17 protein-coding genes, 1 pseudogene and 1 riboswitch are annotated in these 19,855 nt (G+C 36.0%); of the genes and pseudogenes, 12 read left to right on the forward strand and 6 right to left on the reverse strand.

The window, feature by feature from the left end:
• The first annotated feature begins 12 nt into the window (after window positions 1-12).
• From nikA to AC1PU0_RS02195, 6 genes are all read left to right on the forward strand, one after another.
• Entirely contained in the window at window positions 13-1,608 is a 1,596-nt protein-coding gene (gene nikA, locus AC1PU0_RS02170) for a nickel ABC transporter substrate-binding protein (protein WP_206848432.1), read from the forward strand.
• Window positions 1,609-1,628: 20 nt separating this feature from the next.
• Window positions 1,629-2,561 (forward strand): ABC transporter permease, encoded by a 933-nt coding sequence (locus AC1PU0_RS02175; protein ID WP_242596500.1) that lies wholly within the window; start codon window positions 1,629-1,631, stop codon window positions 2,559-2,561.
• Window positions 2,562-2,569: 8 nt separating this feature from the next.
• Entirely contained in the window at window positions 2,570-3,388 is an 819-nt protein-coding gene (locus AC1PU0_RS02180) for an ABC transporter permease (protein WP_206848435.1), read from the forward strand.
• 14 nt (window positions 3,389-3,402) lie between these two features.
• Window positions 3,403-4,233 carry an ATP-binding cassette domain-containing protein gene (locus tag AC1PU0_RS02185; protein ID WP_206848437.1) on the forward strand — a complete coding sequence of 277 codons (831 nt, stop codon included), beginning with the start codon at window positions 3,403-3,405 and terminating at the stop codon, window positions 4,231-4,233.
• The gene (locus tag AC1PU0_RS02190) at window positions 4,211-4,957 is read left to right on the forward strand and encodes an ABC transporter ATP-binding protein (protein ID WP_206848439.1); all 747 of its coding nucleotides are present in this window, start codon (window positions 4,211-4,213) and stop codon (window positions 4,955-4,957) included. The genes AC1PU0_RS02185 and AC1PU0_RS02190 overlap by 23 nt, the downstream gene beginning before the upstream one ends.
• A gap of 81 nt (window positions 4,958-5,038) precedes the next feature.
• Entirely contained in the window at window positions 5,039-6,253 is a 1,215-nt protein-coding gene (locus AC1PU0_RS02195; protein ID WP_111248429.1) for an ammonium transporter, read from the forward strand.
• 162 nt (window positions 6,254-6,415) lie between these two features.
• Here the strand turns inward: AC1PU0_RS02195 and AC1PU0_RS02200 are convergent, their stop codons facing one another.
• The 4 genes from AC1PU0_RS02200 to AC1PU0_RS02215 form a co-directional block, all read right to left on the reverse strand.
• Window positions 6,416-7,924 (reverse strand): helix-turn-helix domain-containing protein, encoded by a 1,509-nt coding sequence (locus AC1PU0_RS02200; RefSeq protein WP_206848440.1) that lies wholly within the window; start codon window positions 7,922-7,924, stop codon window positions 6,416-6,418.
• Between the two features lie 342 nt (window positions 7,925-8,266).
• Window positions 8,267-9,619 (reverse strand): branched-chain amino acid transport system II carrier protein, encoded by a 1,353-nt coding sequence (brnQ, locus tag AC1PU0_RS02205; RefSeq protein ID WP_206848441.1) that lies wholly within the window; start codon window positions 9,617-9,619, stop codon window positions 8,267-8,269.
• 115 nt (window positions 9,620-9,734) lie between these two features.
• A complete protein-coding gene (locus AC1PU0_RS02210) occupies window positions 9,735-10,223 on the reverse strand; it encodes a GNAT family N-acetyltransferase (protein WP_206834225.1) in 489 nt (162 codons plus the stop codon).
• On the reverse strand, window positions 10,223-10,564 hold the full coding sequence (locus tag AC1PU0_RS02215) for a MazG nucleotide pyrophosphohydrolase domain-containing protein (protein WP_069654037.1): 342 nt from the start codon (window positions 10,562-10,564) through the stop codon (window positions 10,223-10,225). Before AC1PU0_RS02215 ends, AC1PU0_RS02210 begins: the two co-directional genes overlap by 1 nt.
• Window positions 10,565-10,716: 152 nt before the next feature.
• On the opposite strand from AC1PU0_RS02215, the gene AC1PU0_RS02220 reads away from it, so the two are divergent.
• Together AC1PU0_RS02220 and AC1PU0_RS02225 are read left to right on the forward strand one after the other, a co-directional pair.
• A complete protein-coding gene (locus AC1PU0_RS02220) occupies window positions 10,717-11,355 on the forward strand; it encodes a histidine phosphatase family protein (protein ID WP_206848442.1) in 639 nt (212 codons plus the stop codon).
• Window positions 11,356-11,403: 48 nt separating this feature from the next.
• Window positions 11,404-11,970, forward strand: a complete 567-nt coding sequence (locus AC1PU0_RS02225; RefSeq protein WP_479998655.1) for an LOG family protein — start codon at window positions 11,404-11,406, stop codon at window positions 11,968-11,970.
• 121 nt (window positions 11,971-12,091) lie between these two features.
• Here the strand turns inward: AC1PU0_RS02225 and AC1PU0_RS02230 are convergent, their stop codons facing one another.
• Together AC1PU0_RS02230 and AC1PU0_RS02235 are read right to left on the reverse strand one after the other, a co-directional pair.
• Window positions 12,092-12,832 (reverse strand): amino acid ABC transporter ATP-binding protein, encoded by a 741-nt coding sequence (locus AC1PU0_RS02230; protein ID WP_277989333.1) that lies wholly within the window; start codon window positions 12,830-12,832, stop codon window positions 12,092-12,094.
• 50 nt (window positions 12,833-12,882) lie between these two features.
• Window positions 12,883-14,466, reverse strand: a complete 1,584-nt coding sequence (locus tag AC1PU0_RS02235) for an ABC transporter permease subunit (protein ID WP_206848444.1) — start codon at window positions 14,464-14,466, stop codon at window positions 12,883-12,885.
• Between the two features lie 154 nt (window positions 14,467-14,620).
• Window positions 14,621-14,792: riboswitch (Lysine riboswitch) on the reverse strand.
• Window positions 14,793-15,567: 775 nt separating this feature from the next.
• Here AC1PU0_RS02235 and AC1PU0_RS02240 point away from each other — a divergent pair.
• From AC1PU0_RS02240 to AC1PU0_RS02255, 4 genes and pseudogenes are all read left to right on the forward strand, one after another.
• Window positions 15,568-16,896 (forward strand): MFS transporter, encoded by a 1,329-nt coding sequence (locus AC1PU0_RS02240; RefSeq protein ID WP_206834221.1) that lies wholly within the window; start codon window positions 15,568-15,570, stop codon window positions 16,894-16,896.
• Window positions 16,897-17,501: 605 nt separating this feature from the next.
• Window positions 17,502-18,011 (forward strand): hypothetical protein, encoded by a 510-nt coding sequence (locus AC1PU0_RS02245; protein WP_206848445.1) that lies wholly within the window; start codon window positions 17,502-17,504, stop codon window positions 18,009-18,011.
• A 457-nt stretch (window positions 18,012-18,468) separates the two neighbouring features.
• Window positions 18,469-18,975 carry a hypothetical protein gene (locus AC1PU0_RS02250; RefSeq protein WP_206834219.1) on the forward strand — a complete coding sequence of 169 codons (507 nt, stop codon included), beginning with the start codon at window positions 18,469-18,471 and terminating at the stop codon, window positions 18,973-18,975.
• Window positions 18,976-18,977: 2 nt separating this feature from the next.
• Window positions 18,978-19,706, forward strand: a pseudogene (locus AC1PU0_RS02255) (Tle-like phospholipase domain-containing protein); the annotation flags it as partial.
• Window positions 19,707-19,855 lie beyond the last annotated feature (149 nt).

Consider the following 19,855-nt stretch of genomic DNA (forward strand, 5'->3'; position numbering starts at 1 on the left):
GGAGATGAGTTGTTGGCAAAGAAAAGAAAATGGATGCCAGTCTTCTTTTTTACTTTCTCTATGATGCTACTAATTTTAGCAGGCTGTAATTCATCAAAAAAAGAGAGTCGATCTTCTAATCAAATAAATTACGGTAGTACAAAAGATATACGAGATATTAATCCGCATTTATACAATGGGGAAATGGCTGCGCAAAATATGGTTTTCGAAGGATTGACCAAAAATGAAGAGGGAAAAGTCAAACCTGCGTTAGCAAAAAGCTGGGCTATTTCTGATGATGGTAAAGAATATACCTTTTCTTTACAAACTAATGTGAAATTTACGGATGGTACGGCATTCAATGCAGATGCTGTGAAGCAAAATTTTGATGCAGTTTTGGCTAATAAGGAACGTCATGCTTGGTTAGATATGGTGAATGAAATCGAGTCGACACAAGTAGTAGATGATGAGACTTTCAAATTAACCTTAAAACATCCCTATTACCCAACCTTGATTGAACTCGGGTTGACTAGGCCATTTCGTTTTATCTCGCCTAAAAGTTTTATTGAGGGGGGATCTAAAACGGGTGTGTCAAGCTATGTGGGAACTGGGCCGTATAAACTGGAAACGCACAAGGACAATCAATATGCGCACTTTGTAGTGAATGAAGATTATTGGGGTGAAAAACCAAAAGTTTCAGAAGTGGATTGGAAAGTAATTCCAGATTCACAAGCATTATTACTTGCTCTAAAAAAAGGAGAAATTGATCTTATTTATGGTGCAGATGGCGACCAATTAAATATGGATGCCTATAACGCAATGAAAGCTGACAAGGCTGCTTTTACAGCCGTATCTAGCCAACCAGTAGCCTCTCGTGCAATACTATTAAATAGTAAACGAGAAAATCTGAGTTCATTAAAGGTTAGACAAGCGTTAACTTACGCAGTCAACAAAGAGAATATTATTAAAGGTGTACTAAACAATTCAGAAGACAAAGCAGATACGCTATTGCCAAAAACGGCTCCTTATTGTGATATTGAATTAAAGAGCTATAATTACAACGTGGAAAAAGCAAACCAATTACTAGATGAAGCAGGATGGAAAGTAGGAAAAAATGGAATACGTATGAAGGATGATAAACCTTTAGCACTAACTTTTTCCTATAATTCACAAAATGCACAAGAAGGAACGATCGCTCAATCGATTCAAGCGGATCTTAAAGAGGTGGGAGTGGACTTAGCCATTATTTCTGAGGAAAAACAGAATTTTCTTGATCGTCAAAAAGATGGAGAGTTCGATTTACAGTATTCGTTGTCGTGGGGAACGCCTTACGATCCGCAATCTTATCTTTCTTCTTGGCGAATACCGGCACATGGAGATTATCAAGCACAATTAGGCTTGGATAAAAAAGCATGGTTGGATGATAAAATCACACAAGTGATGATTGAGCCAGATGAAAAACAGAGACAAACAGATTATAGCGAAATTTTGACGTACATCAACGAGCAATGTGTATATATCCCAATTTCGTATTCGAAAACGAAAGCAATCGGTAAAGCTAACCTTAAAAATATCACGTTTAATGATTCGCAATATGAAATACCATTTGAAAAAATGTTCTTTGAATAAGGATAGAAAGTTGGGTGACAATGATTAAATCTATTATTAAAAATTGTGGAAAAATCCTACTTCTTCTTTTTTTAATAACGTTTATTCCTTTTTTCCTATTGACGTATCTATCCAATGATCCAGCTGAAGTAGCACTAAGAGTCCAAGCAATCACACCAACTGAACAAAATGTGCGTCAGATGCGTTCAGAATTGGGGTTAGATCAACCTTTTTTTGCAAGATATATTGATTGGGTTCAACAGGCTCTAAAAGGGGATTTAGGTAAAAGTTATGCTACTGGTAAATCGATTGCTGGTATGATCAGTGAGGCTTTTCCATATACAGTATTTTTGACTCTAGTAACACTGATCATCATTATTGTAACCTGTTTAGTACTGGGAATTTTGGCTGCTAATTATCAAAATCATTGGACTGAAAAAGTCTTAAGATTGATCACCTTTGTCTTAAATGCAATTCCATCATTTTGGCTAGGGTTGTTACTGATCTTTTTGTTCTCTATCAAGCTAAATTGGTTACCAACGGGAGGGGCCGAAGGGCTATTATCAGTTTTCTTGCCGGCATTGACACTTTCTTTGGCCTACTCTAGTTCGTATATTCGGTTGATTCGCAATGATTTATTGCAAAATAAACAGTTGCCATATGTCGACTATTATTTTACAAGAGGATTTTCAAAAAAATCGATCACGAAACATTTATTGAAAAATTCTTTGCGTTCTTCTGTTGTTTCGATTGGCGTGAGTATTCCCAAACTGATTGCTGGTAGCATCATTATAGAAAGTGTTTTTGCATGGCCTGGTATGGGGCTTCTCTGTATTAATGCAATCAGAAATCGCGATTTACCTGTTTTGCAAGCCTATATTGTGATTATGTCATTGTTCTTTATTAGCAGTAGTTTGTTGATTGATTCCTTAAACAAAAGGATTGATCCCAGACTAAGAGAGCGAGGCAGCTGATGGATGTAATGAAAAAAATAGTCAAGGATAGAATAGTTCTTGTTTCTATTCTCTTTTTAAGTCTTTTAATGTTAGGTATTATTTTTGCGAATGTCTTGTCACCGTATGATCCAAACAAACAAGATATTATGAATAAATTGGCTCATCCAAGTAGTGAACATTTTTTTGGAACAGACATGTTAGGTCGAGATATCTTTTCGAGGATATTATATGGCGGTAGAGTGACGTTACTTCTCTCCTTTTTGATTGTTTTCTTGATTCTTTTGATCGGGCTCATTTTTGGTGGAATTTCTGGGATGTTTGGTGGTTGGATCGATGCAACAATGATGCGATTTTGTGACTTGATGCTTTCTTTACCGAATGAAATGATGTCTTTATGTATTATTGGTATTTTAGGCCCTAGTTTACTGACGATTATTTTAGCACTGACACTAGTACGATTTCCGTGGTACGTTAAAATGATCAGGACAGAAGTCCTTAATTATAAAACAAAAAATTATGTTGTCTTCTCCCTAAGTTCTGGAAAGTCTAAAGGATGGGTATTTAAAGAACACATTTTTCCCCCGATTATTCGGGCAATCATTGTTTATTCTACATTAGATATTAGTGCAGTGATTATGAGTATTAGTGCGCTATCTTTTCTCGGAGTTGGGATTCAGCCACCAACAGCTGAGTGGGGTAGAATGTTAAACGAATCCAGAGAAATCGCTGTAGTTGAGCCTTGGCAGATGATTCCTGCTGGGATCACACTATTTCTTGTGATAGCGATGCTCAATTATATCGGAGACGCTGTTGCAGAAGGAATCAACGAAATGAATAGCGAGTAACGAAGGAGAAAGTAATGGAAAATACACTAGTTTTGGTAGTGGAAGAGTTGACCGTAAATGAACTCAAAACAAATAAAAAAGTTCTTGCTAATCTAACTTTTCAAGTAGAAAGAAATGAGTTTTTAGGCATTCTGGCACCAAGTGGAAGTGGGAAAACGACACTTCTTAAAACGATTATGAGAATCTGTCCAAAATCACTTCATTCAAGTGGATTAATTGCCTATTTTCCGGATACTAAAAATAAAATCGTTATTCAGGAGAAAACAAATGTTCATTTTTCGGCGGTATTAAGTCGCGAATTAACATACATCCCTCAAAATGCTTCAGAAGCATTTGATCCTATTGAAAAAATGGGTGTGCAATTGAAAGAAACATTGACAGAAAATCGATTTTCTATAAGTGAAAGAACAAATATGATTCAAGAGTTATTGGAAAGTATGGACTTACCAGAAAGTATCTTAAACAAATACCCCTTTCAATTATCTGGTGGAACATTACAGCGCTGTGCAATTGGGTTAGCACTTATTTTGAAACCCAAAGTGATTATTGCAGATGAGCCGACGAGTGCATTGGACACGATAAATAGAAAGAGAATTCTAGATAATTTCTTGCAGCTAAAAAAACGAAATGAGACGACTCTACTTTTGGCGACACATGATATTGCTATTGTAGATTACTTATGCGATACGGCACTGGTTTTAGAAGCAGGTAGAAAAATTGAACACAAAAAAATAGACAAAATGGATCTTGATTCAACCTCATATTTGGTAAAAATGCGTAGAATAAAAAATAAAATAGGTTCGACATTTTGGAGATTAAAAGATGGAAAATTGGTTAGTTCTTGAGCAATTATCAAAGACGTATTACAAAAAGCGGTTATTCAAGCCAAGAGAAAAAATGGACGGTGGACTAAAGCCGTTTTCACTTTGTATTTCAGAAGAGATTATTGGTATTTTAGGAGAAAGTGGTAGTGGGAAAACAACATTAGCTAAACTAATAGCTGGTATTGAAAAACCAGATAAAGGGTCAGGGGAAATCATATTTAAACTAAACGAGCCACTCAAACAAAAGAACCCAGTGAGCATGATATTTCAAGAGTACACCTCTGCAATCAATCCGGACTTTACTATAGAAAAAGCCTTAGTAGAATCAGTTAGTAAAAACAATAAAACACAAGAAACAAAAGAAAAGATAATTACTGTTTTAAATAAAGTGGGATTATCTGAAGAACTCTTAGACAAGAAGCCAAGAAACTTAAGTGGTGGGCAGATTCAGCGTGTTTGTATTGCGAGAAGTATCTTAACGGAAGCAAAGGTATTGATTTTGGATGAAGCCTTTAGTTCGTTAGACTTATTTAATGTGGACCGTATGCTTGAGTTGTTACTTGCTTTAAAAAAGGAATTTAACTTGTATTATATAGTCGTTACTCATAATTTAGAACTGGCTACTTATTTTTGTGACAAACTTATTTTTTTAAAAGAGGGACATTTAGAAGAAGTGATAGAAACGAGTCAATTGATGCATGCGAAATCTGCTTATGTCCAAGCTTTGATTGATGCTCAAATTTGAGCGCCAAATAGTATAATTTGCTAGTAGTGTAGCAAAATGAATTACTATATTGAAATAGATTCAAAGAAAGGAATGAAATTCATGTCAAATTCAATTAATACAGGCGATACAGCATTTATGATTTTATGTACAGCAATGGTGTGTTTAATGACACCAGGTTTAGCTTTTTTCTATGGAGGTTTGGCACGTAAAAATAATATATTAATCATTATGGGACAATCATTTGTTTCAGTTGGAGTCACAACGTTAATGTGGATTTTTGGAGGGTTTGGGCTAGCATTTGGTTCAGATTTTCATGGTATTATCGGAAATCCAGCTGATTTCTTCTTGATGAAAAATGTCGGCACATTAGCGAACCTTTTACATGGGGCAACGATTCCCTTTTTAATGTTTTTTGCTTTTCAATTGATGTTTTGTGTGATCACCGTCCCTCTTATGACAGGGGCTTTTGCAGATCGTTTGACGATGAAAGGGTATATTTTACTGTTGATCGGCTGGAATTTATTGATTTATTTCCCTGTCTGCCATTGGGTTTGGGGTGGTGGATTCTTAAGTAATTTCAACTTTAAAGACTTTGCTGGCGGTACAGTTATTCATACGACAGCCGGATTTGGTTCTCTAGCAACGATCTTGTACTTAGGACAAAGAAAGTTGACGGAACAACAAAAAAGCCAACACAATAATTTGATGATCGCTGCAATCGGAACTGGACTTTTATGGTTTGGTTGGTTTGGGTTTAATTCTGGTGGTGCATTACGTGCAGATATTCAAGCAGTGAATGCATTTGTTTCAACGTTTGTTGCACTTGCTACATCTTTAACTGTATGGATTTTATTTGCCAAATTTAAGAAGGGGTACTATGATTTTGTGGATATTTTGACTGGGTCAGTTGCAGGATTAGCAACGATAACCCCTTGCGCAGGATATGTAAAACCAACAGAAGCAATTGCTATTGGTGCCATCGCAGCAATTATTTGTAACCTTGCTGTTGATTTTCGCAAGAAAAAAGGCTGGGATGATGCATTGGATGTATGGGGGGTCCATGGTATTGGTGGATTCACTGGAACTATTTTAATTGGTATCTTCGGAACAGGTGCTTCATTAGTAACTGCTAGCGGCTTAAATGCACTGCTGGTTCAAATTTTAGGTGTCTGCTTCGTTGCAGCGTATGCCTTCATCATAACAAGACTTATTCTAATTGTTTCATCAAAAATAACAAGAATAGAGACAACAGCAGAAGAGCAAGAAAAAGGATTAGATATAGAATTTTTTCACCAGTCTACCTATGATGAGTAAATTTCATCTTATATAAGTAGTTAATCTAAGGGAAGGAGCAAAAGCTAATATGTCTTGCTCTTGACCCTTAGATTTTTTTAAAATCAATAGATAAAACCGCATGTGCTTAGCAACGCTCATGTAATGCATGATGAGACATTTAATAATCGTACAATTCTGTACTTATTCTTGAACAATATTTTTTTTCTCAAAAAGCTGTTGTAACGTCCGATATAAATCAGCTAATTCTTCTTCATCATAAGAGAGATCCCAGAAGTAAAGCGGTAATTCTGGGTATTTTTTCCTTGGTAATAGAGAAGAACTGATCACCAAATCGTATTGCTCATTTAGTTCTTCCTGATAAGGAGCAGAATCCACAAAACCTAAATCATTTAAGAACTGATAGATCCTTCTAACTAGAAGAAAATTATGCTCAAAAGCCACACCGATGTTTAAATGCTCTGAATGTTTTGGTTTGTCATAAACAGGAAGTAATACACTTTTGAACATTTTAACCAGCGGATTTTTGATGGTATAAATAAATTTATATTCTTTTTCCTTTGCTTTTTCATCAAAAAAAACTTGAATTTTCGTTTCCAGAAGTTCGTCCGCTTTTTTCTTTTTACGTGGTAACTCCACTAATTTTTGAAGGTTAGGGAAGGGTTGACGCAAAACATAAAAAGTAAAGGCAATATTCAGTAAATTTCCAATAAGAACGGGTTTATCAAGAACTTCTGGCTCTTTTTTAAAGATGTTGATTTTAGCATAGTCTAAAAATTCTTGAACCAATTCATAGACAGGATTTGGTCTTATTGAGAAATCGTGTAGTGTTTGAGACAAGGACGGATCATCATCTAAGGTATAAAAAGGCGCATAATGTGCGAGAAAAAAGATAAAGCTGCTTTCCCCTTTTGTGTATTTAGGAGGCAAAGCTTGACGTGGCCCTAGTTCTTTGTTGAGGCGCTCAAAATCATAGTAAGGATTATCCTGCATCAAGAAATCATACCGTTCATCATACGAAACAAAAATCTTTTTCCGAGTGCGACAGAGAAAAATCGCTGCAAAATAAGGCAATTCTTTAGAGCCTAAATAGGTTCTGGATAATGGGAAATATTCAGAAAATGCTTCTGCCAGTCTTTCCGCTTCTTCACGGGGAACACTTTTAAATGGCCAGATCGTTCCTCTGGTTCCTAGCCACAAGGCATCGAAAAGTGCGACTCTGACCGCACGTTCATCACCAATCAAGTTGGCTTCAGTATATGTAAACCGCAGATTATATTGCTTTACGTGTCTTTTCAAAGGCAGCATCTTTCTAGAGACTGTTGAACGGCTCACGTAATAGCGTTGACAAAAATCATCTATGTTAGGAGAATCATGGTTTAAAAAATAGAGAATAAATTGAAACGGAACCGATTTTTTTAATAGAAAATACCGGTATTCATCGATTGTTACGAGTAAGTTAGTACTGTCGATCTTGCCAGCTTTTTGTAAAATCGAGGGGTGCGTTGAGATTACTTTAGCTAGATCATGATTGATTTCATTCATAATAATAAATACCTGTTGATAATTCAAAGATAGTTCCTCAGATAACTGAGTAATAGAAATATCTGACTGATTGATTTGTGTAATTCGTTTGAATACTTTAAATTTGGTAAGCATTCCAGAATCCATCATCAATTCCTCATAGAGCATGCTAATCACTTCCTTGTCCCTATTCTACTGTACTTTATGGTCAATTGTCAGCTAAGACGATAATTAGTTTTTGCGTAGTCATTCATATAGTTCTAAAAGGATGATTTTATATCCTAATGAAGAAAGTTATTGTTTTGAGCGCACAGAAAAGAGAAGACGGTGACGTCTTATGAAGCAAAAAGGAGTGTAGTGTAACTCCACGAGTCACACCACACTCCTAAGAAAGCCTGATAAATGGTTGAAGCAGAAGCAATTACTCATCAATCTCTAGGTGCTAAAGACACTAAGAATTGAAGGAGTTGGTTATAGCAGTTAAATACTTCTGCCCAGTCTTTCCAGTTATCAGTTAAGATCAGGTTCTTTTTTTAGTTTGATCCAAATTAAACCAATGATAAATCCAAGTACTGAAGGAACAACCCAGCCCATTCCAATCGTAAATAAAGGCAAGTATTCCTCAGCAGCAGTTAAAATAGTTGTAACCACTGTATTTGATTTAATAAAATCGGGCGCACTGTTCAAAGCATCAAGTAAGGCAGCAAATAGTGTGATATAAGTTGTTGTGCGATAGACTTCTTTGCGATGATCAAACAGCGGGCTGACGATGACTAAAATCATCAAGGTCATCGCTAATGGATAAAGGAACATCAAGACAGGGATTGAAAACTGAATGATATTCGTTAATCCAACATTTGCAAACAAACAAGGTAATATACTTGCTATCGCAATGTAAAATGAATAGGAACCTTTTGGAAACAGTTCGCTGAATGTTTCAGAAAAGGCGGTAATCAATCCGATTGCTGTTTTTAAACAGGCAAGGATAACAATAAGTGCAAGTAAAATACTACCTAAATTACCTAGATAGTGGTTAGCGATTTGAGCTAAAGCAATTCCGCCATTTTCACTAAGCGGGAATTTCCCTAAACTCATCGTGCCCATATAAGACAACAAAGTATAGATGATCCCCATCAAGACAATACTGATTGCGCCGGACTTTATCGTATCTTTCGCAATATCATTTGGTTTTTCAACACCCATACCTCGAATCGTTGAAACGATGATGATTCCAAAAGCCAGAGAAGCTAGTGCATCTAATGTATTATAGCCTTCAGTAAATCCTTTAAAAAAAGGGTTGGCCGTATAACTATCTGCAACAGGTGCTAAAGAGATCGTTCCGAGTGGCGTTAAGAAAGCAAATAAAATCAAAATCGCCAATAAAAATAGAAATAATGGATTTAAAAATTTTCCTACATACCCTAATAACTTAGTCGGTTTACGTGAAAAGGCCCAAGCAACCAGAAAGAATAGCGCCGAAAAGACTGCTAAAATCAATTTATGCTGATCACTTGGAATAAAGGGCACTAAGCCAATTTCAAAAGACGTTGTTGCCAGACGAGGTAAGGCAAAAAAAGGACCAATCGTTAGATATAACAATACAGTAAAACCAACAGCATAGCGTCGATTCACCCGAGTTGCTAAATCAAACACCCCATTACTTTTGGAAATCCCAATGGCAATCACACCTAGAAATGGCAAGCCGATACCTGTGATCAAAAAGCCGAGGTTCGCTAAAAATATAGTAGCACCAGCCTCTTGTCCCATATGAACTGGAAAAATCAAATTTCCCGCCCCGAAAAATAAGCCAAATAGCATGGAACCTACGTAAAGGTAATCACGCCATGATAATTTTTTTGTCACACTTCAACACTCCTTAAAATTTATCCTTACTAAAAGTACCAGAATAAGAAGACCACAGCAAGCGAATTTTCAGAAAAAGTTTGATGTTTTCAGTAAACATTAAAAATTGATGAGCCTAATCGACAAAATAAGCAAACTGATAATCATCACAATACGCACCATTGATAAAAAATTCATCTTTAAATAAAGCTTCTTGGACAAATCCATTTTTACGATAAAACTGAATCGCTTTCGTATTGGTCCCCATAACGCGCAAAGAAATCTTATGAATCCCCTCTTCAGCTGCAATATCTTTTAAAAAATCCAGTAATTGACGTCCAATACCCAATGACTGACTATCTGGATGAACACCGATCCCAAACATCCATTGTTTTTTATGTGAAGGCAAAGAGGTTGGATGATGAACAGCAACAAAACCATGAACGCTGTTTTCATCTGTAGCGACAAAAATAAGTCGTCCCTCGCTCTTTTCTTTGTATTCCTCAACCGACTCATAGAAGTGAAGTACCGGAGAATTTTCATTTGTCCAAATCGTATTTTCTATCTCTAGTAATGATAGAAAATCACGTTCTTTAACGAATCGGATTGTAATATGTTTGTCCATTATATCCCTTCTTCCATACCGTTCAGCTCACCAAAACGCTCTTCTAGTTTTTGTTTATGTGAGGCTAAAATATCTTCAAAACGAATATCATATTTATCTGCTAAAATAAAAATATTATCCAAAACATCGCCGAGTTCTTCCGTCAAATCTTGAACCAGATGTTCCGTCGATTTTTCTTCCTCATCTGGGCGGTCACGCCCGATTTCTAAGGCACGTACAGCTCGCGCGACTTCACCTGTTTCTTCAGACAAAAAGCCTACACGAACAAATGAATTGAGTTCATACCAGCCTCTTTTTTTGTAAAATTCACTGATCCATTGTTGATAGTGTTGAAGTTCCACATAAATTCCTCCAGTCTATTTTACTATGGTAGCATAGAGAATCAACAATGTGGAAATACTTTACAAGCAATTTTTTAACAAAGCAGAGATTTCTTATTTGTAGTATCATATTCAAGTATAAGCAATAGTTCAAAAATGGAGGGGCGGAACAAATGACTACATTTTATTTTGTTAGACACGGTAAGACGGAATTGAATTTAGGTTTACGATTTCAAGGTGGGGACATCGATTCTCCATTATTGCCAATCGGAATTGAACAAGCGATTCAGGCAGGTCGCTATCTTAGTGATCGTTCATTTGATGTAGTAGCAGTCAGTACTCAAAAAAGAGCAATGGATACAGCAAATTATATTCTTAAAGAAAATAATTTTTTAGATGGTCTAACGGTACAGTATCATGACAGCTTAAGAGAGATCAAATTCGGCAAGCGTGAAGGGGTCGAAATCGATCATATGGATGAACAAACGGCTCATTTACGCCAGCGGCCAGATTTATATGATCCTACAACATTTGGGGGAGAGACGATTGACTCTTTAGTATCACGTTCAACTCAGACGATTGAAAAGCTTAGCAAAGATTATCCAGATGGCAATGTACTGATTATTGCTCACGGGGTGTTACTGATTACGTTGATCAATTCACTGATAGGCAAAGAAAAAGCAAAATGGCGTGAAGGCGGACCACTTGCCAATACTAGTATTACTATTTTAGAAAACGAAAACAATCAAGAACGTTTTACAATCAGATCATTTAACGATGTTTCATATCAATCCACAAGTGAAGAGGCATAAAATGAATCGAGTGAAGATGTATATTTAATTAGAGTAGGTGGGGATTTTATGAAGAAAATGGCGGTTTATTGTGGTGCCAGTGCAGGGAATAAGACAATTTATCAGGAACAAACAAAGGCATTAGGGCAATGGATGAGTCGTAATGATTATGATCTTGTTTACGGTGGCGGCAATGTTGGTTTAATGGGGTTGTTGGCTGATACGGTTATTGAAAATGGCGGGAAAGTGATTGGTGTAATGCCAACATTTCTATTAGAGCGAGAACTAGCGCATCAAAATATTACTGAGATGCATATAGTGAACGATATGCATGAACGCAAACGAAAGATGATCGATTTGGCAGAATGTTATTTAGCATTACCTGGAGGGCCGGGGACACTAGAAGAAATATCAGAAGTTGTTTCTTGGGGCCGTGTAGGGGAACATCAACATCCATGTATTTTTTTTAATGTCGATGGCTATTATGATTTATTAGCGGATTTCTTTGATAAAATGGTTGTAGAAGGTTTTTTAACAGCAGGAGATCGGGAAAAAATTTTCTTTTCAGATTCTTTAGAGGAAATCCAACAATTTATTGATACATTCATGCCACCAACTATTAGACAATATAAATAAGAAAAAAGGGGATGGGATAGAAGCGCTTATTTCCGAAGGGATTGCTTCTATCCCACCGTTTATTCGCATTTAAGGTGTGAAACAAAAGTGATTTGTACTCTTGTTCCACACCTTTTTTTTCTTAGGATTTAGACAGGATACGGTGTAAAAATTCTTTCGTCCGTTCTTCTTTAGGACGAACAAAGATATCATCAGAAGTACCTTCTTCAGCGATGACACCTTTGTCCATAAAGATTACTCGGTCAGAAACCTCTTTTGCAAACTCCATTTCGTGGGTCACGATGATCATCGTCAATCCTGTATGTGCTAAATCTTTCATTGTTTTTAATACTTCACCGACCATTTCAGGATCAAGGGCCGAAGTTGGTTCATCAAACAGCATCACATCAGGATTCATAGATAAGGCACGGGCAATCGCGACACGTTGCTTTTGTCCACCAGAAAGCTGTGATGGTTTTGCATCAATAAAACGCTCCATCCCAACTTTTTCAAGATTTTCTAAGGCAATCTTTCTGGCTTCATCTTTGCCTCGTTTCAAGACAGTGAGTTGTCCAGAAGTACAATTTTCTAACACATTCATATTATTAAATAGGTTGAATGATTGGAATACCATCCCTAAATGTGTACGATATTTTGGTAAGTTATAGCCACGTTCTAACACATTTTCCCCATTATAGATGATTTTGCCGCCTGTCGGTTTTTCTAGTAAGTTTATGCAACGTAAAAGGGTTGATTTACCTGAACCAGAAGAGCCGATGATTGTCACGACTTCTCCTTTATTTACAGTTACATTGATATCTTTTAACACTTCATTTTCACCGAAGCTTTTTCTTAAATGTTCGACTTCAATCATTTGATTCATCCTTATATCCTCCTAATTTAAACGTTAAACGAGTCTGCGAAGCTAGATGATTAGCTTTCTTTTTGATTTTCTACTTCGTCTAGTTTCACATAAGCAGAAGGGCCGTCCATTTTCTTCTCAACAATACGTAAAACACGCGTAATCGCATATGTCATAATCAAATACATGATTCCAACGATCGTAAAGGTTTGGAAGAATTGGAAGTTTGCGCCAGATGCAGAATTTCCTTGGAAGAATAAGTCTGCTACCCCGATAACGCTTAAAACAGCCGTGTCTTTGATATTGATCACAAACTCATTTCCTGTTGCAGGCAAAATATTACGCAATACTTGAGGAACAACGACTTTACGCATTGTTTGGCCATGAGTCATTCCAATCGCTTGTGCTGCTTCAAATTGTCCTGGATCAACAGCGAAGATTCCGCCACGAACGATTTCAGACATATAAGCCCCCGTATTAATAGAAACAATAAACAGAGCCGCAACCGTTCGGTCTAGAGAAATCCCAAAAGCTAAGGCTAAACCATAGAAGATAACCATTGCTTGCACCATCATGGGTGTTCCGCGAAATACTTCAATGTAAATCGAAAGCAAGGCATTTCCTAATTTTTGGAAGAACCGTTTCACTTTATTTTCAGATTCTGGAATCGTGCGGACTACTCCGATCAATAAACCTAAAGCTGTTCCCACAACCGTTCCAATCAAGGCGATAAATAAGGTTAAACCTGCACCACGTAAGAACATACCACCGTATTGATCCCAAATAGTTTTAAAGTCTGTTAATATACCTGATTTTTCGCTATCCTTTGTTTCAGCAGCGGGTTGATCTTTCACTGCTTGATCCATGATTTTTGTTTGTTCGTCTGAAGAAATAGTGGATAAAATTTGATTGACCTTGCTGATTTCGGGATCTGCTTTACGCATACCAACTGCGACTTGAACATCTTCAGAATTGGTTTGGAAACCATTTTCTTTAGAGAATTCAAGCATTTCTAAGTCTTTGTTAACACTTGTAGCAGTCACACCTTCTGGTCGCTCACTGACATAACCATCGATCATACCAGAAGCAAGAGCGGTTCTCATTGCTGAAAAATTATCCATCGCTTGTTGTTTATTAACGCCAGGAATTTGATCGATCACACTATAATGAAACGTGTTGAGCTGTGCAGTAATTTTAGCACCAGTTAAATCGTTCAAATTTTTCGCATCGGCAAACTGTCCTTTTTTCTGAACAACGACCACCAATTGTGATTCGTAATAAGGATCAGTAAAATCAATTTCTTTCCGACGCTCTGCGGTAGGGCTCATCCCAGCAATAATGGCATCGATTTTTCCAGATTGCAAGGCAGGAGCCAAACCGTCCCATTTTGTTTGTACGATAACAAGTTTTTTATCCAATCCCTCCGCAATTTTTTTAGCGATTTGGACATCGTATCCTCCTGCATAAGAAGAATTTCCTTGAATAGGTACAGCACCATGTGCGTCTGTTTTTTGGGACCAGTTAAACGGAGCATAACCTGCCTCCATCCCGACACGGAATTCACCGTTCGTTTCTGCATGACTGAATACTGGAGAACAGAAGACACTTAAAATAATTGCAAATAGTAAGCCAAGTGAAAATGATTTCTTGTTCATGTTTTTCTTTCTTCCTTTCTGTTTAACGACTTAATTTGTTCTACTATTATTTAGTTTAAAGAGTTTTGAAGAAGGTGTCGAACCTATTCTTCTACACGTAAAAAAACAACCATACGAAAATGCATGGTTGCCTACTATCGTCAGGTACTCTCAACAAAAACATAGCGCAACTTAGCATCACTACTAAGACAGTCCGTAAGTTGTTCGCTTACGTCCCAACACATAACAGGGAGGCTGTTATGCATTTCGGCGATTTTTCCTAGACTTGCTTCGACGTGTCCTCTCACTCCGCAAGCTTAATAAAAAACGCAACCTCTACCTCGATTTGAGGTACTATTTAATTATCAGATTCAAGTAATCAGTGTACGTTATTTAGCTAGAAAAGTCAATGTTTAGAGAAGCTAGAGTGAGTATTTTCTAATCTGGATGTCAAAGAAGAAAAGTGCTTATTTTCTTTCAAAAAACTAATCTATTTTAAACGGATTGAACAAGGAAAAAAGGTTTAAACATCTACGAAAAACTTCATATAGGATTTCGAGAATGTGATAATGTGGTCTTTGAACGGGTTACGAGCGGGCAATTTAATGATCTGCTTTGTTTGATAGCGATTTGGACGAAGAAATGAGAAAACAAGGGATAGAGTTCAAGTCTCAATAAAATAAGAACAGTCAACAATTCAATTATACATAATGGTTTTGTAAGAGGAAGTAAAGCGGAGTTGAGATTTGCAAGTTTTCTAGCAAACTAAAATCATTTCAAGGAGAAAAAGATTTGCCATCATTATCAGTACAAAATAAGCGAACTTTAGAGCTGATAATCATGCATTAGTCTTTGGTTGAGTCTCAGTGTTTCTAATCGGAATGGGGCTTAACATCGTAACTCATGCTTTAATCCAACCGTATATCGTGAATCCAAATAACCCAGCAATTTTGGTTAAGAGAAGGGTGTAAGCTTAACTCAAAAAATAACTAGACCAACTTATTTCTTATGGTAAACTAATAGTTACGGGAGGAATCAAAAAATAGTTTTAATGATAAGTAGGGAGGAATTGGTATCATAAAATTTAAAAAGTTAACAAAAACAGCGGTGTTGTTGCCGCTCTTGATTTTTATTGCAACATTTATCTATGGATTATTGAAATTTGATGTTTCAGGGAACACGTCCAATCAGCCATACGGATTGATTTATTCTTTTGTGGTACTACAATTTGTTTTTATTGGTTATATCGTTTCATTTGTCATAAATGGAATTGTGGCGGTCTTTTTTTTGAGAAAAATGAATCAAAAGGAGCCACAAGTTCAACGTTTAATCAGTATTTATGTAACATCTTGGCTTTTATTACTCGTTTTATTTTGGAAGATTGGCTATTCTGCTCTGTTTCCGTATACGACACTGTTTAATCCTGGAACGATTGGTGTAGGGCTAATGGTCTTTTTTGTAGCTGTGACGGGGTGGCTAGTCGTTGATCGTTCAAGTGATTTCACGAGTGATAAAGTAAAATCTGTTCGTATAAAATCTGTTGTTTTTGGCGGAACGCTTCCAGTTATTCTTATAATTTTGACTGTTGGAACACGCTTAGGCTTCCTTACACAGGCTCAAAATAATCGAAATGATGAATACCAACAAGTGATTGAAGAAAAGCTTCATAGTGTTGGAACAAAGGGCGAGGTACAGATTGTCAAAGCATATGATTCTTCAAAGTCGACCTATGTTCAGTTGGATTATGCTGTAACGCAAGCAGGTATTTCTGTATCTGCCAAAGGTGTTTTAGAACGCTCGAATCAAAATGATAAGTGGGAGCTAACAGATAGTACCTTGACTACCTATGACAACTCGATTCAAACGATTCTTCAAGTACCAGCCCATTCAAAAGAAGCGAAAGCATTTCTGGATGGATTTTCAGAAGAAGTTGAAAAAAGTATTGTTAAGAGTGGATTAACAAAAGAGATAGGGCTAAATAAACCACTTGAAAAAAATGAGATTCGAACAGCATATGACTTACCTTATCTAGCTTATAACAATGAGAGTAATACTAAAAAAATCAAGCAATGGGCGAAAGAAAATAGTCAATCTACAAACAAAAAACAGGCAGTCTTTGGTGGGTATGCAGCAGTGACAGTCGAGCAATTGATGAAAAGCCAGATGATCATTGCTAATGTCCCGATACAATATCCTTATGTGGAAGAGAGTGACCTTGACGAACGAGAAGAAAATGCGTTGAAGTATCGTGATGAAGTCATAAAAAACCTAGATTACTCTAAGTTAATGGATGGGTATTATGAGATAAAGGTAGGATCATCAAACGATTCACAATTGTTTCTTGTAAAAAATCATCAGATGAATGAAGTAGAAGAGTTTTTAAGTAGTTCGATGTTACGTGAACCAACTGATGATTTAGGAAGTTTTGGTTCTGATTACAAAGAATGGTAAGGTATGAAAACTCTTACTAGTGAAGGCAGAACAAATAACTACATATCGTGTGTTTATTCCAAATTAATACTGTACAGAAACCAAATTAGAAAAAAAACAATGGATATGTGTAGAAAAAAATGAGCTATTACATGTATATTGCTACAATAAAAGCATAGAGAAAATTCACCGCAAAATGACTTCTCTATGCTTAACCAAAATGGCTCATAAGAGCAATTTCTCATGGAAATTATAGCATAATGTAAGAAGAAATATTATGACATGAATTTGTTTAAAGAGTGAACGAATGTGCTAGCTATTACTTCAGCTTTAGCTTTCATCTTTGCATGGAGTAGTCCATAACTGACTAACTTAAAATAACAAATGCCGTCACTGTACTTCCTTACTTTTCACAATCTTTTTGAGTTGAGAAGTGAGGATTGACGGAGTCTTGTTAGGTAGACCAATTGACATTGACAAAGAGAGCCCGCTTATCGCTTGATAGGCGGGCTACTTTGGTTAATCGGAATTTGAGGTTAAAAAACAATTTTTTATAAATATTAGATGAGTTTATTATTTTAATGCCTGTTCTATAGTTAACTTACTCTTACGTTAAGGAGAAAAGAATGGAAAAGAAGACACTAATAGCTTTAGGTATAATCATTTTAGTCATTGGAGGCGCATGGTATATGAAACGAGAAAAAGATTTAGCAAAATTACATGATATTCAAACAGATTTAGCTAATTATTTGTATAACAACTATCGGTTATATACTGTAGATAAAGACAAAGATGACAAATTAAATTCAGAATATAATAAGGGGGAAGGGAATTTAACTACTGAAGAGTTTCTAAAAAAATCAGATGAACTCAAAGAATACTCCGATATACAAAAAATAGAATTTACTAAGTTTTCTATTGGACCAATGAAAGGATTAGACGTTAATTTTGTAATTAATAATGTGTACCCTGACGATACGATATTAAGTACCATTTCTGCAGAAACAGGGAAATGGTTGTACAGCTTCAATTCTATGAATACCCGAAATGGGTATGTTTTAGAACGAAAAGAAAAAAGCACTGACAAAAAAATGGCTGAAGAAAACATTATCTACAACAATAAAGGGGTGGAATAATTATGGGTACGACAGAAAAATTGCCCAAAAAAATTGGTTGATTACAACAAATTATCGAACGAGTCTTATCAAGTGAAACATAATAATGTTCAGACAGGTGATCGACTAGTAGACGATAAATATTTAGTTTTGTACACCATTACCACAAACTAAGATACCTTAAAAGCAGAATATACCCCAAGAGAAAATTAGTTTGGCGAATCAGATGGGGAGTAAATTCACCACGCTATTGAAAAAAATTATGGTCAAAATAGGCGAGTTAGTCCAACTAGACCAAGACTTAGAGAAACAACTCGCTTAAATTCAAAGGGAGTGAACCCAACATGAGGAATGAAGACCAGGCACTAGCAGAGTACCACCAAACAAGGCGACAGCTTGTTAACGGTCATTGTTACGTGGTTTTATGAATCTAATCGCTATGTTATGATTATCTTACTTTTACTTTAAGGAGAAACGAATGAAACCAAAAAAAAACATAGTTCTAGCTTTAATAATTTTAGTAATCATTGGAGGAGCATGGTATATGAAACGAGAAAAAGATTTAGCAAAATTACACGATATTCAAACAGATTTAGCCAATTATTTGTATAACAACTACCGACTTTACACGTTTAACAAAGAAGAATTAGATCAATTAGATAAAGATTATGACAATGGAAAAATGACGTTTCCTGAATATTCTAAACGTGTAGATGATATAGCTAAATACTCAGATATCGAAAAAGTGGAATTTACTAAATTTTCTGTTGGACCAATGAAAGATTTAGTCGTTAATTTTAAAATCAATGATGTGTACTCAGATGATACGTCATTAAGTACCATTTCCGCAGAAACAGGGAAATGGTTGTACAGCTTTAATTCTATGAATAACCGAAATGGGTATGTTTTAGAACGAAAAGAAAAAAGCACTGACGAAAAAATGGCTGAAGCAAATATTATCTACAACAACAAAGGAGTGGAATAATTATGGCTAATATAGGAAAACCACCACAAAAAGAATTAGACGATTATAACAAATTATCCAAAGAGTCTTATCAAGTGGAAAGTAATAACGTTCAGACTGGTGACCGATTAGTAGAGGATAAGTATTTAGTTTTAGATACTGTAGACACAAATAAAGATATCCTAAATGGAGAAAATAACCCAAGAAAAAATAGTATGCAAGCTATGGCTGTGGCTGAAATTAAAGATGAGTATAAAACAGAAAAAAGATTAGAAAAGGTATCCGGCTATCCTAAATCAGTCGTAAAACAAGACGTAACCATTGTCTATGCTGGCACAAGTGGCTTGAAGGATTGGACATCCGATGTCATAGAAATTGGACTAGAGGCTAAATATGAGAATGGGGCGTTCTCTTCAGCGATAGATTACGCCAAAGAAATTGAACGGAAGTATCCAAAAGAAAATGGCTTTAACATTGGAACTACAGGTCATTCATTAGGTGGTGCAGAAGCTATTTATGTTGCGGTATTATTAGGATACAATGCCTTCACTTATGGTGCTGCTGGTTCAGGCTTAACAGCCGAACAGATTAAACAGTACAAAGGGACGATTGTGAATCTTTTCGATACAAGGGATACTGTGACGAGTGGTGTGTTGACTGGTGGTCGGAAAAAAATCCCTTTTTTGAGTATGTGTATCGACAATCCATGGTGGAGAACAGCCGGACATTCATTAGATCAGTTTCAATTGGATTATTTTTGAAATTTTTAATTAGGTGGTAAGAAAATAAAATGAAGGTTGTCAATGTTTAGTTGATTGAGAGAATGTTGATTATACAACACTAATTTTATACTCTAGATATTGTTAATACGTAGTTTTATGAATTCAATAATTATGTTATA

The organism is Enterococcus sp. XAF26B05_ASV22, from assembly GCF_056727285.1.

What these genes read in the sequence shown, in the direction of transcription:
- AC1PU0_RS02175 (WP_242596500.1), top strand. Translation starts at nt 1,629, where the DNA reads ATGATTAAATCTATTATTAAAAATTGTGGAAAAATCCTACTTCTTCTT.
- AC1PU0_RS02180 (WP_206848435.1), top strand. Translation starts at nt 2,570, where the DNA reads ATGAAAAAAATAGTCAAGGATAGAATAGTTCTTGTTTCTATTCTCTTT.
- AC1PU0_RS02185 (WP_206848437.1), top strand. Translation starts at nt 3,403, where the DNA reads ATGGAAAATACACTAGTTTTGGTAGTGGAAGAGTTGACCGTAAATGAA.
- AC1PU0_RS02190 (WP_206848439.1), top strand. Translation starts at nt 4,211, where the DNA reads ATGGAAAATTGGTTAGTTCTTGAGCAATTATCAAAGACGTATTACAAA.
- AC1PU0_RS02195 (WP_111248429.1), top strand. Translation starts at nt 5,039, where the DNA reads ATGTCAAATTCAATTAATACAGGCGATACAGCATTTATGATTTTATGT.
- AC1PU0_RS02200 (WP_206848440.1), bottom strand. Translation starts at nt 7,924, where the DNA reads ATGCTCTATGAGGAATTGATGATGGATTCTGGAATGCTTACCAAATTT.
- AC1PU0_RS02210 (WP_206834225.1), bottom strand. Translation starts at nt 10,223, where the DNA reads ATGGACAAACATATTACAATCCGATTCGTTAAAGAACGTGATTTTCTA.
- AC1PU0_RS02220 (WP_206848442.1), top strand. Translation starts at nt 10,717, where the DNA reads ATGACTACATTTTATTTTGTTAGACACGGTAAGACGGAATTGAATTTA.
- AC1PU0_RS02225 (WP_479998655.1), top strand. Translation starts at nt 11,404, where the DNA reads ATGAAGAAAATGGCGGTTTATTGTGGTGCCAGTGCAGGGAATAAGACA.
- AC1PU0_RS02230 (WP_277989333.1), bottom strand. Translation starts at nt 12,832, where the DNA reads ATGAATCAAATGATTGAAGTCGAACATTTAAGAAAAAGCTTCGGTGAA.
- AC1PU0_RS02235 (WP_206848444.1), bottom strand. Translation starts at nt 14,466, where the DNA reads ATGAACAAGAAATCATTTTCACTTGGCTTACTATTTGCAATTATTTTA.
- AC1PU0_RS02245 (WP_206848445.1), top strand. Translation starts at nt 17,502, where the DNA reads ATGGAAAAGAAGACACTAATAGCTTTAGGTATAATCATTTTAGTCATT.
- AC1PU0_RS02250 (WP_206834219.1), top strand. Translation starts at nt 18,469, where the DNA reads ATGAAACCAAAAAAAAACATAGTTCTAGCTTTAATAATTTTAGTAATC.